The organism is Longimicrobiaceae bacterium (genome assembly GCA_035696245.1).
Lineage (GTDB): Bacteria > Gemmatimonadota > Gemmatimonadetes > Longimicrobiales > Longimicrobiaceae > DASRQW01.
This window is the reverse complement of sequence record DASRQW010000425.1, coordinates 1-14297: the sequence shown is the minus strand read 5'-3', so window position 1 is coordinate 14297 and position 14297 is coordinate 1. Positions and strand designations below refer to the sequence as shown.

The following is a 14297-nucleotide window of genomic DNA, read 5'->3' as shown; positions in this document are numbered from 1 at the left end:
CGACCACTTATAAACGAAGGCCCCGCAACGGTTTACGTTGCGGGGTCTTCGCTTTTTCGTCGATCAATTTCAACGTGGTGCCAGAAATGGTGCCAAAGCCTGCCTCAAATCCGAGGCTAAACTTCTGTTTTTGCATTCGCCAGGTAAGCGCGCATCCGGGCTTCCGTCGCCTTGTAGACCGCGGCCTGACTTCCCCGTCGTATCCGGTATAGCGTAGGTGCAGAGATCCCCGTCACCTCGCGCACTACCGCAGCGTCCATCCCGGCCGTAAGCCGGATGAACGTCTTCAGCAGCTCCGTGAGTTCCGCTTGTACCGTAGCCTCGCTCTGAGAGACGGGGTCCAGTTGAGCGGCATCCGTCACCGATGCTCGATGGACGATGAAGGCTTTGATCCGTGCCTCTGTCCGTGGGTGAAGGTAAGCGACCTCGCCTGAGCGGAGTCGGTTCAGCGTGGGTTCCGATATCCCGCTCACGACCGAAACTGCCGCAGTGCTCATCCCCTCTCCAACACGAAAAAACTCGGTGAGAAGTTCGCCGCGCCTCTCTCGCTCGATCACCTCCCGCCTCACGGGGGGCAGGTAGAGCGCAGCCAGCCGCTCCTGCAGCGCAGGCCCGATCGAGTCCACGCGGAACGCCATCTCTTCCAGGCGCACCCTCAACCGCTGGACCCGGGCGTAGACCCGCATGATCATCTTCAGGTCCGAATGCCCGACCTCGCGCGCGACCTGGTAGGGCTCCATCGGTGCCCCGTGGTCGATGCAGGCGAGGCGGTGCGTGATGTACGAGTTGCGGAAGATTCGCGTCCTGATCCTGCCGCGGCCGAAGCCCGCCCGCTCGGCGACCAGGTCGAGCGTCTTCCTCCAGTCCCCGACCAGCGTTCCGGACTCCGTCAGGAATAGGGGTCCCGAAGCGCGTCCAAGCTTCGACATATACGGAAGCAGGATCTCGCGCAGCTGCGGATGCATCGGAACCGTTCGGTCCGAGTCGTCGGTCTTCGTGCCGCGGATCTCGATGCTGTCCGAGTCGAAGTGGACGTCCCGCACGTCGATGTTGCGGACCTCGTCCTCGCGTGCGCCTGTCAGGATGAACGTGGCGAGGAACTCGTAGACGCAGGGAAGCGGAGGCCGGCGACCCGGATCCCGCGGGTCGTCGACGATGATTCGCGCTGCTTCGAGGAGGAGCGCCAGCTCTCCGACCTCCAGCCAGTTCGTCCGACTCTTCGGGATGCTCGGCTTCTCCAGAAGAGCTGCAACGGGGTTGCGCCCCATCTCGAGCAAGCCCTCGCTGATGGCCCGCTTGAACACGTTGCTCAGCGAATGGATGTGATGGCGGCGGGACTGCGCACCGAGGACGCCTCCACGTCCGTTCGGAACGGTCTTCAGCCACTCGGCGAAGGCGCGCACGTCCCGTACGCTGATCGCAGCCAGGTTCCGCGCGATGGGCTCAGGGTCGGGGTCCGCTTCGGTTGCATGGTGGTGCCGGGTGAAGAACTCCACGGCACGAGCGAGGTGGTTCTCCTCGGCTTCCAGCCAGTGCTGTGAATACTCCCCCGAATCCGCCTTCGCCCGGAGGTGCTGCACGGCGAACTCGGCGAGATCCGCGTCGGGATCCAGTCCGAGCAGCACACGGTCGCGGCGCTCGCGGGTGATCTTGTTGAGGATCCTGCGCAGCAACTCCTCGGCGATCTCCGGATCGGTCGTCGCGAGAGACTCGCCCTCCGGGATCAGCGCAACCCTGCCTTTCCCGAAGTCGCGGAGATCGGCGTACGCACGCCGCGTGCTCCCTCGCGCTCGCCAAATAATTCGTGATTTGCGGCCGCTCGCCGAGCGGGATCGGTTATTCGGAGGGGTCATTCTCCCGGAGAGCTTGGCTGTGGAGGTTCGGTCTCGGGTGGGCATTCGCGAACTCTGACAGATCCGGTGGTACCCCACGCGGTGAATGCGGGAACGTTCTAAACCCCGGCTACATAGCTACTTCCGTAGCCTGCCTCCGGGGTTTTCAGAGTGCGCTCCGTGGGTGGCCGTGCTGTGAAGGTCCGCCCCCTCCAGTTCTTCGGAAGGTCGAGGCGCGCCCGCCTCGCCCGGTTCGCTGGCGCTGCCCATAACGAAGACGTCGCCCGACACGCAGTGCCGGGCGACGGGGTTCCTGGTCGCACACCTCTATGCGGCGGTGGACGCCGGTATCGGTGGTGATGAGCACGGAACGAGTGCCGCTGCTCGTCCCAGGCCTAACGTGAGCCCGCGGGAGCGGAGCGCGCCCCGCTGGCGGGGGCTTAGCCAGGTGAGCACCGGCCGCAGCGTGCCCCGCATCTGCTCCGTCCTGACAATCCCCACGTAGCGGCTGTCGAAAGAGCCGTCGGCGTAGGGGGAGTGCACCCAGAACTCGCCGCGGCCCAGGACGAACCGGCCGTAGGCCGCCGTGGGCACCTTGAGCCCCTCCGAGTCCCGCGCGCGGGTCGCGCTCAGCGGCAGGGTGCGCCCGTTGATCTTCACGTAGCCCGGCGTGTGCACCACCGTGTCCCCGGGGCTGGCCACGACCGGCTTCGCCAGCATCCACGTGTGGAAGGGGCAGGGGCCCCCATGCGCTCCACCCGCGTAGGGACGGCCGGCAGTCGCCCGCGCCTGCTCCGGCCGCATGCAGAACCGCACGAACTCGCCGACGGCGGGCACCCGGTCCGGATACGCGCGCCAGATCCCGAGCGGGCCGCTTTCGGTGTGGTTCAGCTCCAGGTGGAAGGCGAGCACCAGGGCCGGCACCGACAGTGCGACGGCGGAGACGGCGAGGGAGAGCCTTCGGCTCATCGTCCCGTGCGAGGCAGGGCCGCCTTCAGCGGCAGCGTGTTGCGCGGAGCCGCGAACGCGCCTCCGAGCACCAGCCGCGCAGGTGCCGCGGGCGCACCCCCGGCCCGCTCCAGCGCGACGAGGTAGCTGCCGACGATCCCGCCGTCCTGCCGGCGCTCCACCACGATCTCGCCGCCCATCCCGCGATACGTCGTCCCGTCCTCCGCCGGGATGGACGCCTCCGCCCATCCGATCCGCCCCAGCGCCTTCGGGGGCAGCACAACCCCCGGCGCCAGGACCCGGTACCGCGCGGCCGCCGGGAGCGAGTCCGCCAGGTTGGGGAGCACCAGCGTGACTGCGGTGCCGCCGGCCCCAGGCGTCATGCAGGTCAGCATCACGGCGTACCTGCCGATCGTGCCTCCGGTGGTCGCGGTGCGGTCCACGTAGAACACACTCTGCCCCTGACGGGGCGTGCTCCCCGGCTCCTCGATGCTGCAGCGGCCCAGCCCGGCGCTGGCCTCCGCGCGCCGCTGGCCGAAGTCCGGGTCATGGCAGGCTGCCAGCACGAGCATGAGCGCGGCAGTGGCGGAACGGGGTTTCATCGGACGATGGCTCCGGTGCGGGGAATGGATCGAGGCGGGTCTCACAGGTCGAGTCCCCGTTGCACGCGTGGAACGGCGAACCCTCCGAGCGCCGGCGCGTCCCAACCTTCGGGAAGCGGGGCCGCCCTTCCGATAGCTTCGGCTGACCGCGGAAGCGACGGCGACGGGGGAGGAGGGGGCAGGGTGGACGGCACCGCCCAGGGCTGACCTTCCTGCACCGCAACCCAGGTTTCCGCCGTCTCGCGGAAGCGCAGCCAGGCAGGGACCTGCTCGTGGCGGGGCTCGGGAAGCGCCGCCCAGAGCGCGGGCTCATCCGCCTGCACGCGCAGCGTCCCGAAGGCAGAGGGACCGGCTGCCAGGATGCCGGCGAGAGGGTGATGGCGCAGGTGAGCCCAGCGGACCGCGTCGGTCGCGCGGAGGGCGTCCACGAAGGCGTGGCCAGCGGCGGCGTCGAGCAGCGCGTCGGCCGCCCGTCGGCGCAGGGCGAGCTGGTACCACTCGGGCGAGATCTCCGCGTGGAGCGCGGCAAGCGTCCGGTGCAGCTCCGCGGGAGTGCGGGCGGCGTTCGCGCCGGTTGCGTACCCCCGCGCGGATTCCTCGCGCGCCAGCGTCCACCGCCGCTCGCCGGCGGGATCGACTACCGCCCAGCCGGCGGGGACGCACTCGACGCAGTAGGTGCGGGCCCGGGCATGCTCCGCCACTCCAGCACCTGCAGGATCGCCCGCTGCTGCGCGGGCGGCGCCTGCCGGTAGGTCTCCCGCAGGCGCACGCCCCGGCTCCACGCCTCCATGTCCTCCCGAGACATCCCCCAGAACGGCCACAGCCAGCGGGCCAGGAGCAGGACCAGCAACGCGGTCCCGCCCCCCAGGACCACCACGTAGCGGAGCGTGCTCCTGCGCAGCCGGTCCACCGACTGCGCCAGCTCGTGGCGCGCCACCGTGATGTGGCTCGCCGCCTCGCGCGTGCTCCCCACCAGCAGCCTGCCCTGGTCGCTCACCTCCTTCTCCAGCGCGGCCGTCTGCGCCTGGACCGCCGCCGCGATCGCCTCCAGCTCCGCCCGGACGGTCTCCGCCAGCGTGCCGACGCTCGCGCCCACGGAGTCCACCGTCGACCGCAGCGTCCGGCTCGCCTCCGCGCTGGTCGTCTCCAGCCGCGACACCTCCCCGCTCAGCTGGCGCGTCAGCACGTCCACCGCCTCGCCCCAGCCCTCCAGCATCTCCGCCTGCCGGCGCTGGATCTCCTGGCACGCCTCCTCCGCCCAGGCCCGCGGACTCGGGAGCGGCTGCTCCGGCTCGCCCATCCTGGGGCGTCGCCGGGACGCCGGCGGCGGGACGAGCGGGACCTCGGTAGTTGGATCCTCCGCCCGCGAGCTCGCCAGGGATGCCGGGCCCGCCACCGGCGAGTCGAAGGGGAGGAAGAACTCTTCCGGCGGCGGTCCGGCCGAGGAAGGCTTCATAGTCTTCTCCGAAGGTTCGGGTGAGCCGGTTCAGCGACGTGCCGGGGGCCACGCGGCTGATCCCTGCGTAGTGGACGCCGTCCGTGACGAGCAGCCCCCGGTCCGTCTGGACGAGCCAGAGCCCGAGCTGCGCGGCCTCGCCTTCGATCTGTGCCCAGCCGGCCGCGCCGGCCGCGCGCGCGCCAAAGGTCTCACGCACATGGCGCAGGAAAGAATGCCGGGCGGCGTGCGCCTCCCCCCGTGCCTCCGCCGTCCGCGCCTTCTCCTTCTCGCGCAACTCGAAACGGCGCGCCCCCACCGGCATTGCACGCGCGTTGTCCGCCCACAAGCCCTCCGGCGTGGGCGCCAGCCGCCCCGGCGTGGACCGGAACCCCATCTTCCGTTCCAACGCGCGCAGGGCGTGCTCGATGCGCGGCCAGTCCTGCGTGGCGTTCCACGCGTGGAACGAGACCGGGTGCACCCGGTTGGCGACGATGTGGAGGTGCGGATGCCTGCGGTCGTCGTGGCCGACCGCCACCGCCTGGTGGTCCTCCAGACCCAGGTGGACGAGCAGCCGCTCCGCCACGCGCTGCATGCGCGCGTGGCCGGCATCGTCGTCCGGCGCCGCGGAGACGAAGAGGTGGTAGGCAGGCTTCGGGACGAGCCGGTTGCGCTCCGCCGTGCGCTCCATCCACCGCGCGGCCGACCGGAGAGAGTCGGTGGGCAGGTTGTAGCGTGAGGACCACGCGACGCGCGTGCGGCCCGGCTCCGCTGTGTCGCTTTCGAGGTAGATCGCCAGGCGCCCGAACCCGGCCGCGTGTGCTGTACGGGCGATCACGGATGGACCGCCTGCTCGATCAGCGTCCGCAGCGCAGCCACCTCGCCCACCGGATCCGAGAAGCGCTCGCGGGCCTGGCGGACCACCCCCGCAAGCTCGCCGTCGGGATCGAGGCGGGTTCCCAGGTGCGAGAGCAGCGCATGGGCGAACGCGACGAACTGCGCCACCTCCTCCAGCGGCTCGGCTACCTCGTTGGCGAGCCGGCGCTGCGCACGCGTGGGCCGCACCCGTCCGAGAGCGCGGTCTCGCGCATATTCGTTCGGCTGCATCCCATGCGCGTCCGCCCGCCGGACGAGCAGGTCGTACTGCTCGGGCAGGAGGCGGAAGACGACGCGCCGGCAGAAGCGCCGCTCCTCGGGCAGCTTCTTCCGGCCGCGGCGGGTGGAAGGCGGATCGGTCGGCATCGTCGGGCGGGGCGAAAAGGACGAAGATTTCGCCGGTGTGGTACCCCGTGGCGAGTAGCCGGGAACTGGCGCGCGGAGGATCTGGAGGGGAGGGGTCGAGCTGTGCGGAATGCTGGTTCGGAAGCGAGAGCAGGCGGGTGTCGAGCGGGGTGGGCGAAGGCCGGGAGCGACGCGGATTTTCAGGTGCCGCGTTTCCTTACCCTAGCCGCGATCCTGCGGCGGCGGCGGTGAATCACCGCCATCACGATTCCACGTGCCGAGTTTCCTTACCCTAGCCGTGCGCTGCCTGCGCGCTCCCTGGCAGAGCGGGTGGTTCACGGCACGCGTTTCCTTACCCTAGCCACGTTCTTCCTGTGGCCTGGCTCCAGGCTCGAAGAGGAGCCTGTGCGTCACACCGGAGCGCCGCCACGCCTCTTTTTCGCGTGCCGCATCGGCGGAGCGGAGGAGTCGCTGACCGGGCTAAATCGCGGGCCACGAATCCGGGCGGCCGGCAACCGCAGCACGTCGAGAGGCCCGCACAGCGTGAAAGCTGATGCGGGCCTCTGGTGCCGGCGTGGCAGTGGAACTGTCGCGCTACTTACCTCCGCAACGGGAACCTCGTCGCGAACTCCGGCGGGATTCTCGACCAGCCGGAGCTCTCGCAGAGCCACGCTCCGCTCCCTTCGACGTGGACGACGTCCCCGACGGACATCGACCGTCCGCCGACCGTGAAGCCGTCGCCGATGCCTTCGCCGTTCCCCTCGGCGAAGATCGCCGCGAGCGTGGCCGCAGGCGGCCCATCACCGGACGCGGGGTCGTCCGTCTCCATCACCCCGGAGTGCCCGTGCGTGTAGTCCAGCTCCCGCCAGTCGTGCAGGAACGCGAGGTAGAATCCCTGGGCGGGTCCGTAGACCGTGAAGCGCGGCATGTTCATGTCCATGTCTGGGGTAACCGGCGGCGCGACCGCCCGCGTTCCACGCGTGCAACGCGGGCAGCAGTGCGCCATGCTCGATGTGCGCAGCTATTCCTCGGGTGGAGCGCCTTCTGCGGCCCTCCACCGCGCACAGCCGGTTCTTCCTTCGCCCTTCGCATCCACGACCACGTCCTACCATCCCGCGATGCGGATCTTCCCGCGCGGCTTGGCCGCCTACCAGCAATTCGCGCAGAGCCCGTCATCGACGGCGGGCGCCCCGCACTCCATGCAGGCGTCGACGGCTGGATCGGCAGGGGTGTCGTCGGGAGACGGCCGCGGCGTGCGGGGGCTCTCCGGAGCCAGCGGGAACCGCTCCGCCTCCGCGCCTTCGACGGGATTCCAGCCGCCGAGCGCGCAGATCCAGACGCCGTGGACATCGAGGTGGACGACATCGCCGATGGCCATCCCTCGCCTGCCCACGACGAAATCCAGACCGTCGCCTCGGCCGGTACCGGCTTCCAGGATCATCTCCAGCATCCGCGTCGCGGGTACGTCCGCATTCGCCAGGCGAAGCGCACCAGAAAAACCGACGGTGTAGGCCAGCCGGCGGCTCTCGTCGACCAGCGGGATGAAGTAGCCCTGGACCGGCCCGTACACCGTGAACCGGATCCTCTGCTTCGGCTTGTCTCGGGTCTGGGGCGGCGCGGAGGTGCGGATGCGGCGGATCAGCTCCGGGATGATGGTGTGGTGCACCACGGCGTCGTAGACGGGGTCGCCGGCGTTCCAGCGGCAGTGCACGGCCTCTTGCGCAGCCGTCGCGACCGCGGCCAGCTCCCGGTGGCCGAGTCCCGCGAGCTCTCGCTGCGCGGCGATCTCCGCCGCGACGCGGGCTTCAAGCCGGGTCCAGTCGATGACCCGGCGGAACGGGCTGTTCGGGTCCGGGGGAGACGCTTCCCTGACGAAGGTGCCCCCCACGCGTGCCACCAGCTCCGGAAGAACGAAGAAGTGCAGGTATGCAGCGGGATCTTCCGGGTCCCGCTGCAGCCGCTGGGCGGCGCACTGGCCCGCGTAGACCTCGGCGTGGTTGCAGAGCGCCGCATCGGGAAGCTCGGGAAGACGGCGGTTGTACTCGCCACGGGTCATCGTGGCGGCGCGAAACGCCTCCGGAAGGAGGCTGGCGTCGATGCCTGTCATGGGGTCTCGTCATGCGAGAGGAGGAGAGCTCAATCCCGCCGGGAAGGCGCGAGAAGCAGCGGCGAGGCGGTCCCTACGCCCGCAGCACGCGCATGCGGCGGCCGAGCTGGCGGATGTTGCGGGCGGTTCCGGGCGAGCGGCCGTCCCAGATGGAGATCCCGTACTCGGCCGCCGAGCACATCGCGCGGTCGCGGTCCGTGAAGCTCCCGCTCACCAGGCGCGCCGGCCACGCCCCGAGGTTGTTGCGGGGGCCGGGGGCCCGGTGCCAGACCGTCACGTCCCGGTATCCCCGCCCGGCGAGATGGCGCTGGACCAGGGTGTCGGCACCCGGGGCGTCGCCGATCAGGATGGTGGCTCGAAGGGAGACGAGCGTGTCCAGCGCTTCCGTGGCCCTGGCTGGGAGCCGGCGGACGGAGAGCGAGCCGGAGATGCAGACGACCATGGGGGCGCTCCAAGAACGGGGGGAGTCTCTAGGTACGCCCTCTCGGTTCTTCCGTCCCCTGGCCGTTGCACGCGTGGAACGCGGACGTCAGCGCGCCCGCACCACGCCCTCCGCGGCCGGGCCGATCTCCGTGTCCACCACGTCGAACTCGATCCGGTCGCCCGGGCCAAGCACGGGAAGGCCGCTGCCGTGGATTCCCGAATGGTGGAGGAACACGTCGGGGCCCGGCTCCTCCGGCTTCGCGAACCCGTGCCCGCGCTCGGCGTCGAACCACGTGACCGTACCGCTTGTGCGTCTCATCGCCGGCCCTCCGGCAGGGGGAAGAACGAGAGAGCCCCGCCGCATCCGCGACGGGGCTCAAGGTGAGGGGCAGGCTGCACGTGCTACAGCACGGCCCCCGTCGCGACCGCCATCCGGCTGCCGCCTCGCTCGAAGAACACGTATTCCGCGTCGTCTCCGCTGAACGTGCGGCAGTTCCACCATCCGGCCCAGACCCGCATCTCGTCGGTCGCCACGCGCGGACGGAAGTAGTACTTCTTTCCGCTGAACATCGGCGTGCCGGCCGGGACCACGATGATTCGGCCCGCAGGCGCCCACAGGAAGCCCCGCAGCGACCTCAGGGGCGGCAACCTCCGGGATGCGAAAGCCGGCTCCATCCACAGCGTCGCGATGGCGACCGCGAGGGTCCCGATCGCGAACGGGGGGCGGCTCCAGACGCCCGTCCCTACGAACAGGAGAGCGGCGTACGTCGCGCCGAGAGCTGCGATGCTGCTCAGGACCAGAGTGATGGGGTAAGAGCGGGCACGCATCGGTTTCTCCAGGGAAGGATCGTTCGAGGGGCAGGGGAAGCCGCGCACCCCGCTGCTCGGGGTTCGCGTGGTACCCACGCGGTGCAGCGCGGGCACGCCTGCGGCGCTCCCCTCGCCATCCTGGTTCTTCCTCCCCACCCGGCCGCATCAGCGCCAGCGCGCCAGGGCGAGCACGATGCCGCGCGCTGCCACCGCGAAGCCGCCCGCGCCCAGGAACGTCCACGCCGCCACCGTCGCCGCGAACGCAACCACGCCGGCCTCCGTCCAGCCCAGGGCGCGTGCGATGCTCGCGACCACCAGCGCCACCATCGCCGCCCCGCACGCAAGCAGCAGGGCGGGGGAGAGGAAGCGGAGCGTGGCCGCGCCGTGGCTGCGGAGCAGCAGCATCACCTCCGGGGACAGGGGCGAACGGGTGGGCGCGGGGGGCGCGCCGGGGAAGAGGGGGATCACTCCGCGGAACGAGGGCGAGTCGGCCATCTCCATCTCCGGTCGGGGGAGGTCAGCAGGGGTGCGGCGCCAGCGCAGCATGCACGGCGCGGCGGTCGAAGAACGCGGGCGGGAGGTCGCCACCGTCCGCGTCCGCGGTCCCGTCGATGAGCGCCTCGAACGTGATGCCGAGCGCGCGCAGCAGCGTGTACGTGAGCCAGACGGCCCCGATCTGCTCGGGGACCAGCTCACACGGCCCGCAGCAGCCGCCGTTGTCGAGCAGCAGCGTCAGCGTCGGCCGGATCAGGACGGAGTAGGAGAAGCAGTGGCGCTCCACCGTGTCGTCGGCGTCCTGCCCGCGGACCTCGGAGGGATCCCGGTCCTCGCCGCTGTATGCGCGGATCAGCCGGACTGCGAGGCGCGTCGCCGGGTCGGGTGCGGGGCCGGGGGTGTCGGTCTGCTGCGGGTGCATGGGGGACCTTGCAGGTGGAAGGCGTCCGTGTGGCGCACTCCGGGGTTCTTCCATTCGGGCGCGTACACGCGAAACGGCCCCGCCCGGCGTGATGCCGGGCGGGGCCGCGGTGCTGGGGCCGAGCTGCCGGAGCTGCGCTCCGGGCCGGCGCTACGCCGCCATCTCTTCCGGCGCGGAGCCGGCGTACGCGTTGTTGCTGCGCGTCTGGCGGTTGTTGGCGAACCACGACTGCGCGTCACCGCGGGACTTGGGCGCGTACCGCCCGCCGGTGGCGCGCATGATGGTCACGATCTGGTCCGGGGTGGCGGGCAGGGTGCGGATGATCTCCGACGCGGCGGCCCGCGTCTCGGGCACGGCGCGCCCGCTGTCGCGCAGCACCTGCGCCATCCCCTCGGAGGGCGGCAGGGCGTCGATCAGCGCCGCCGCCGTGGCGAAGTCGCTGGGGATGTTCGTCACGCCCGACTCGGCGAGGAGCTTGAACATCCCGGGCGTGGTCACGCGCGGATCCTCGCCGCCGCGGCGCTCCTGACGGCGCGTGACCCGGCCCTCGGCGGCCTGGGCTTCCCAGCTCGCGCCCACCTCCGGGTTGGCGGCCACGTACTGCGCGAGCACGCCCTTCGCCTCGCCCCGGGTCCCGGCCTCCAGCCCGATCTCCTCCAGCCGGCGCTGCTGCGCGTCGGTCGGCGGGAAGCTGTCCAGCAGCGCCTGCGCCTCGGCGTAGGTGGGCGGCACCGGGAGCCCGCGGCCCGTGATCTCCTTCACCTGGTACTGCGACGGGGTGGTCTTGTTCAGGTCGACGGTGCGGGCGCCCTGGTAGCTGTTGTTGCGCATGGCCTGATCTCCTCGGCGTGGCGTGGGGGTGTGTGCCGCGGCGGGCGGTTCCGCCGGGGGCGAGGGAGGGATGCTCAGTGCCTTCTCCTCCTGCCCGTCCTGGTTCTTCCTTGTCCGTCCCTGCCCGGCCTGCCGCTTCCGCGACCTCGGGGGCGGCGTCTCTCCGGGTTCCGGGTCCGTCTGCTTCCCGGCTCGCTTGGTCATCGGCGGTCGTGTGTCGCGCCTGCCGGCCGGCGCTGGTGGAGGGACGGCGGTCACGTCGTCCCGGGGGACTTCAGTCCGTCGATGCGGGTGCGGGCGTCATCGGCGCTCAGCCCCGCCCCCATAGCGGTGAACACCTCCACGCGGGAGGCGCTGTCCTTCGGCAGCTGCAGCGCGAGCGCGCGCAGGTACGCGAGCGCGTCCAGCGACGCCGCGGCCCCGCCATGGCGCTCCGTCCCCGCGGCGTGGTAGCGGAGCAGGGTCTCGTTGTACCGGGGCTGCTGCCCCGCCTGCTCCTGCGCGGCCCGCGTCGCACGGCCCTTGGCACTGCGCGCCGCCCGCCGCTCCCGCGCCCACTCCGGGTGGGCCTGCTCATACGCGGTGAGGGCCGCGGAGGCCTCCTCGCGCGACACGGGGACGGCGATCCCCAGGTCGGCGAGGAGCGCGGCCTGGTTGGCGCTGGGCGGAAGGCGGTCGAGGCGCCGCTTGGCGCTCTCGTAGCTGTGCGGGCGGATCCGGATGCCGGCGTCCCGGAGCAGGCCGAGCTGGTACGCGCTCGGCCGGCTGGCCTCGGCGGTGCCGTCCATGGTCCCTCCTGGTTGCGGTTGAGCCTGCTCGTCGTCCGGGTTCTTCCCTTCGGTCTCCGCGGCCGCGGCCGTTCGGCTGCGGCGGAGGCCGACGTCGCCAGCGTTACCGGACCCGGGCGCGACGGCGGCGCGGCGGGTGGCGATCCAGGTACAGCGAGCGCTCGACGGCGAGCAGCCCCCGCTCGGCCGGGCCGACGGACGGACGCACCGGCGTGGTCGGCTCGCGGGTGGCCGGGCGCTCCTCGGCGAGCGCGCGTGCGTGCGCGGTGCGGCCGTAGCGGTAGCTGAGCTGCGGGCGGGGCGTGTGAAGGGCGAGGGAGTGCATCGCGGGGCTCGGGTGCGGAGTGGGTATCGAGGGCGTTCGTGCCCTGTCCCCTCCGGTTCTTCCTTCACCCTGGCTGCGGTCCGGCCGGCTCCGCGCCGCTCGCGGGCTGCTGCGCCAGGTAGAGGATGTAGTCCGCGACCTGGATCGCCCGGTTGACGTGCTCCAGCAGGGCGGGGGTGACGGAATCCAGATCGATGCTGAGGAAGCCGATGTCCTCGGCGAACCGCGTCCCGCGGAGAACGGCGACGAAGCGGTCGAAGTGGCGCTGGATGGCGGGGGTGCTGCCGTGCTTCAGTAGGAGGCCCTCCTCACGGCGAACATCAGGGCGAGGCCGTCGACGAGGGGCGGGCCGGGCGGCCCGTCCGCGCCGACGTAGCGGAGGGTGCCGCTGACCAGGACATAGTGGGGCGCATGCATGGGGGCGGAGGCGGGCGTCCGAGGTGAGTGGAAGGATGCCCGGAGCACCGATGGCCCTCCTCGGTTCTTCCATCGCCCCTGGCGTTGCACGGGGCAACGCAAACGAGAAGGGTCCGACTCTCGCGAGTCGAACCCTGATGAAGTTCGCAGTGATCTCACTCGAGCGCCGGCCGGGTCACGCCTCGTCCAACGCCGGCCGGTCACGCACACCGGCTGGGTGAACGAAACACCGGCTCTGGCATTTCGTGCTCTGGATCTCGGCACCTCGATGCCGAAGGCAGAAGTATCCAGACCGCCTGCACCCCGCCGGCCGTGATGGTGAGGACCTCGGAGCGCTTGTGGCGCCGGCGCGAACCGCACCGGGCGGATGCCGATTGCGCGCGGGGCTGGCCCACCGCCGCCGGCTATCATCGTGAGGAAGCCTTTCTGGACGCCTCAGCGCTCCGTCCTCTGTCGCGCACCTGCGACGAACCGCTTGCACGCCGAGCGCCTGTACCGTTGTGCCGGCAGGCGATAGCTCCAACGCGCCGTCCCGGGCCGTGATCGAATCGGCGACGGTGAGATGGAAGCGGACGGGAACCGGCGACGAATGACAGTTGCTCACATAGACCAGCAGAGACACGTTGTCTCCCGGAGCAGGCCGCGAGACTTTCAGCGCGCCGGCATCCCGCATGGAACCCCCGGCTCAGTCGCCGGGATGCCTTGCGCGGGCGTGTGGGCACAGGTCGTGTCCGACCCAGTGCGCGGCTGCACGGGTGAGGACTGCGTCTTCTGGCCGATGCTGAGCATCAGCACCGTGAGAGCCGCGGTGACGACACCGCCCTGAATCCCGATCGAACGTGGCATAGTGGCCTGCTCGTTTGACGGTGGGGCCGGGCTATCGCGGCGGCGCCACGACCTGTACGATGGTCGAATCGCGCAGCACACCCGTCGTTCCCGGAGTGGTGGAGACAATCACGAGAGGACCGGTGTAGACGCTGTCCGCCGGTGCGAACCGGACGGTGACCCGGCCCGTCCTGTCGCTCAACCCCGCCTCGGATGAGAAGCGCCCGCGCGGTTGCGTATCCGCCACGGCATGCGCCTCGAAGTTCACCGTCTGGCCCGGCGTCGGAACTCCGGGATTGCGCCGCAGCGCCGCCGTGACCTGGAGCGATCCGGTGAACCCCGCCTGTACTGACACCTGATCCGTGGTCACATCGATCAGCTCGGGAAGCGCAGTGACGAAGCGTACCTCCACGCGGCGCGTCCCGCCACCCGCGGTAGCGGTGATCACCGCCGTTCCCGTGTCCAGGGAAACGCTGAGGACCGCGATCGCGGTACGGGTGCTGTCCGCTGCCGCGACGGTCTCGCGTGCACCACCGGGGAAGTGCCCGGCCGAGGTGCGGAAGGTGACCGAGCGCTGGTCGCGCGCGAGGGCGGAGTCGACCACGGCGACGATCCGGATAAGGGTGCCGCTGTCGGCCGGCGCGGTGGCCGGCGCATCGAGCGACACGACCCCAGGGGTCTCCTCCTTCTCCGGCGGGCCCGAGATGTCTCCCTTCGCGCACGCCAGCCCGCCGGCTGCCACCATCTCCAGGGCCGCGATGATGACGCCGGTCCGCAGCCGTTCCTGCACCCGCTTCACTGTCCACCTCCCTGGCCG

18 protein-coding genes are annotated in these 14297 nt (G+C 71.1%); 1 reads left to right on the top strand and 17 read right to left on the bottom strand.

The genetic code is table 11. The features are described 5' to 3' along the window. Nucleotides 1-116: 116 nt before the first annotated feature. The 5 genes from VFE05_19145 to VFE05_19125 form a co-directional block, all read right to left on the bottom strand. Complete coding sequence (locus tag VFE05_19145) at nucleotides 117-1898, bottom strand: tyrosine-type recombinase/integrase (GenBank protein ID HET6232199.1); 1782 nt, start codon at nucleotides 1896-1898, stop codon at nucleotides 117-119. A 261-nt stretch (nucleotides 1899-2159) separates the two neighbouring features. Continuing rightward, entirely contained in the window at nucleotides 2160-2801 is a 642-nt protein-coding gene (locus tag VFE05_19140; GenBank protein ID HET6232198.1) for a S26 family signal peptidase, read from the bottom strand. After that, complete coding sequence (locus tag VFE05_19135; GenBank protein HET6232197.1) at nucleotides 2798-3382, bottom strand: hypothetical protein; 585 nt, start codon at nucleotides 3380-3382, stop codon at nucleotides 2798-2800. Before VFE05_19135 ends, VFE05_19140 begins: the two co-directional genes overlap by 4 nt. A 41-nt stretch (nucleotides 3383-3423) precedes the next feature. After that, entirely contained in the window at nucleotides 3424-4083 is a 660-nt protein-coding gene (locus VFE05_19130; protein HET6232196.1) for a hypothetical protein, read from the bottom strand. Then, nucleotides 4020-4838 (bottom strand): hypothetical protein, encoded by an 819-nt coding sequence (locus VFE05_19125; protein HET6232195.1) that lies wholly within the window; start codon nucleotides 4836-4838, stop codon nucleotides 4020-4022. Before VFE05_19125 ends, VFE05_19130 begins: the two co-directional genes overlap by 64 nt. Before the next feature lie 487 nt (nucleotides 4839-5325). Between VFE05_19125 and VFE05_19120 the strand changes: the two genes are divergently transcribed. After that, nucleotides 5326-5556: a hypothetical protein gene (locus tag VFE05_19120; GenBank protein HET6232194.1), complete on the top strand. Its 231-nt coding sequence runs from the start codon at nucleotides 5326-5328 to the stop codon at nucleotides 5554-5556. A gap of 95 nt (nucleotides 5557-5651) precedes the next feature. On the opposite strand, the gene VFE05_19115 is transcribed toward VFE05_19120, so the two are convergent. The 12 genes from VFE05_19115 to VFE05_19060 all read right to left on the bottom strand — a co-directional run. Next, on the bottom strand, nucleotides 5652-6059 hold the full coding sequence (locus VFE05_19115) for a hypothetical protein (GenBank protein ID HET6232193.1): 408 nt from the start codon (nucleotides 6057-6059) through the stop codon (nucleotides 5652-5654). A 577-nt stretch (nucleotides 6060-6636) separates the two neighbouring features. Beyond that, on the bottom strand, nucleotides 6637-6978 hold the full coding sequence (locus VFE05_19110) for a hypothetical protein (protein HET6232192.1): 342 nt from the start codon (nucleotides 6976-6978) through the stop codon (nucleotides 6637-6639). 207 nt (nucleotides 6979-7185) lie between these two features. Continuing rightward, nucleotides 7186-8145, bottom strand: a complete 960-nt coding sequence (locus VFE05_19105) for a hypothetical protein (protein HET6232191.1) — start codon at nucleotides 8143-8145, stop codon at nucleotides 7186-7188. A gap of 73 nt (nucleotides 8146-8218) precedes the next feature. Further along, nucleotides 8219-8587 carry a hypothetical protein gene (locus tag VFE05_19100; protein HET6232190.1) on the bottom strand — a complete coding sequence of 123 codons (369 nt, stop codon included), beginning with the start codon at nucleotides 8585-8587 and terminating at the stop codon, nucleotides 8219-8221. A gap of 87 nt (nucleotides 8588-8674) precedes the next feature. Next, on the bottom strand, nucleotides 8675-8887 hold the full coding sequence (locus VFE05_19095) for a cold shock domain-containing protein (protein HET6232189.1): 213 nt from the start codon (nucleotides 8885-8887) through the stop codon (nucleotides 8675-8677). Nucleotides 8888-8970: 83 nt separating this feature from the next. Then, nucleotides 8971-9444 (bottom strand): hypothetical protein, encoded by a 474-nt coding sequence (locus VFE05_19090; protein HET6232188.1) that lies wholly within the window; start codon nucleotides 9442-9444, stop codon nucleotides 8971-8973. Nucleotides 9445-9543: 99 nt separating this feature from the next. Next, a complete protein-coding gene (locus VFE05_19085; protein ID HET6232187.1) occupies nucleotides 9544-9873 on the bottom strand; it encodes a hypothetical protein in 330 nt (109 codons plus the stop codon). Nucleotides 9874-9895: 22 nt separating this feature from the next. After that, the gene (locus tag VFE05_19080) at nucleotides 9896-10294 is read right to left on the bottom strand and encodes a hypothetical protein (protein ID HET6232186.1); all 399 of its coding nucleotides are present in this window, start codon (nucleotides 10292-10294) and stop codon (nucleotides 9896-9898) included. 150 nt (nucleotides 10295-10444) lie between these two features. Continuing rightward, complete coding sequence (locus VFE05_19075; GenBank protein HET6232185.1) at nucleotides 10445-11125, bottom strand: hypothetical protein; 681 nt, start codon at nucleotides 11123-11125, stop codon at nucleotides 10445-10447. 254 nt (nucleotides 11126-11379) lie between these two features. Further along, nucleotides 11380-11913, bottom strand: coding sequence for a hypothetical protein (locus VFE05_19070; protein HET6232184.1), 534 nt, complete (start codon nucleotides 11911-11913; stop codon nucleotides 11380-11382). 103 nt (nucleotides 11914-12016) lie between these two features. Then, nucleotides 12017-12238: a hypothetical protein gene (locus tag VFE05_19065; GenBank protein ID HET6232183.1), complete on the bottom strand. Its 222-nt coding sequence runs from the start codon at nucleotides 12236-12238 to the stop codon at nucleotides 12017-12019. 1294 nt (nucleotides 12239-13532) lie between these two features. Continuing rightward, nucleotides 13533-14297, bottom strand: a 765-nt coding sequence (locus tag VFE05_19060; GenBank protein HET6232182.1) for a hypothetical protein, incomplete at its 5' end; no start/stop codon positions are given.

Excerpts from the sequence above, each read along its gene's own strand:
- VFE05_19145 (HET6232199.1), bottom strand. The coding sequence starts at position 1,898 with ATGCCCACCCGAGACCGAACCTCCACAGCCAAGCTCTCCGGGAGAATG.
- VFE05_19140 (HET6232198.1), bottom strand. The coding sequence starts at position 2,801 with ATGAGCCGAAGGCTCTCCCTCGCCGTCTCCGCCGTCGCACTGTCGGTG.
- VFE05_19135 (HET6232197.1), bottom strand. The coding sequence starts at position 3,382 with ATGAAACCCCGTTCCGCCACTGCCGCGCTCATGCTCGTGCTGGCAGCC.
- VFE05_19125 (HET6232195.1), bottom strand. The coding sequence starts at position 4,838 with ATGAAGCCTTCCTCGGCCGGACCGCCGCCGGAAGAGTTCTTCCTCCCC.
- VFE05_19120 (HET6232194.1), top strand. The coding sequence starts at position 5,326 with ATGCCTGCGGTCGTCGTGGCCGACCGCCACCGCCTGGTGGTCCTCCAG.
- VFE05_19115 (HET6232193.1), bottom strand. The coding sequence starts at position 6,059 with ATGCCGACCGATCCGCCTTCCACCCGCCGCGGCCGGAAGAAGCTGCCC.
- VFE05_19110 (HET6232192.1), bottom strand. The coding sequence starts at position 6,978 with ATGGACATGAACATGCCGCGCTTCACGGTCTACGGACCCGCCCAGGGA.
- VFE05_19105 (HET6232191.1), bottom strand. The coding sequence starts at position 8,145 with ATGACAGGCATCGACGCCAGCCTCCTTCCGGAGGCGTTTCGCGCCGCC.
- VFE05_19100 (HET6232190.1), bottom strand. The coding sequence starts at position 8,587 with ATGGTCGTCTGCATCTCCGGCTCGCTCTCCGTCCGCCGGCTCCCAGCC.
- VFE05_19095 (HET6232189.1), bottom strand. The coding sequence starts at position 8,887 with ATGAGACGCACAAGCGGTACGGTCACGTGGTTCGACGCCGAGCGCGGG.
- VFE05_19085 (HET6232187.1), bottom strand. The coding sequence starts at position 9,873 with ATGGCCGACTCGCCCTCGTTCCGCGGAGTGATCCCCCTCTTCCCCGGC.
- VFE05_19080 (HET6232186.1), bottom strand. The coding sequence starts at position 10,294 with ATGCACCCGCAGCAGACCGACACCCCCGGCCCCGCACCCGACCCGGCG.
- VFE05_19075 (HET6232185.1), bottom strand. The coding sequence starts at position 11,125 with ATGCGCAACAACAGCTACCAGGGCGCCCGCACCGTCGACCTGAACAAG.
- VFE05_19070 (HET6232184.1), bottom strand. The coding sequence starts at position 11,913 with ATGGACGGCACCGCCGAGGCCAGCCGGCCGAGCGCGTACCAGCTCGGC.
- VFE05_19065 (HET6232183.1), bottom strand. The coding sequence starts at position 12,238 with ATGCACTCCCTCGCCCTTCACACGCCCCGCCCGCAGCTCAGCTACCGC.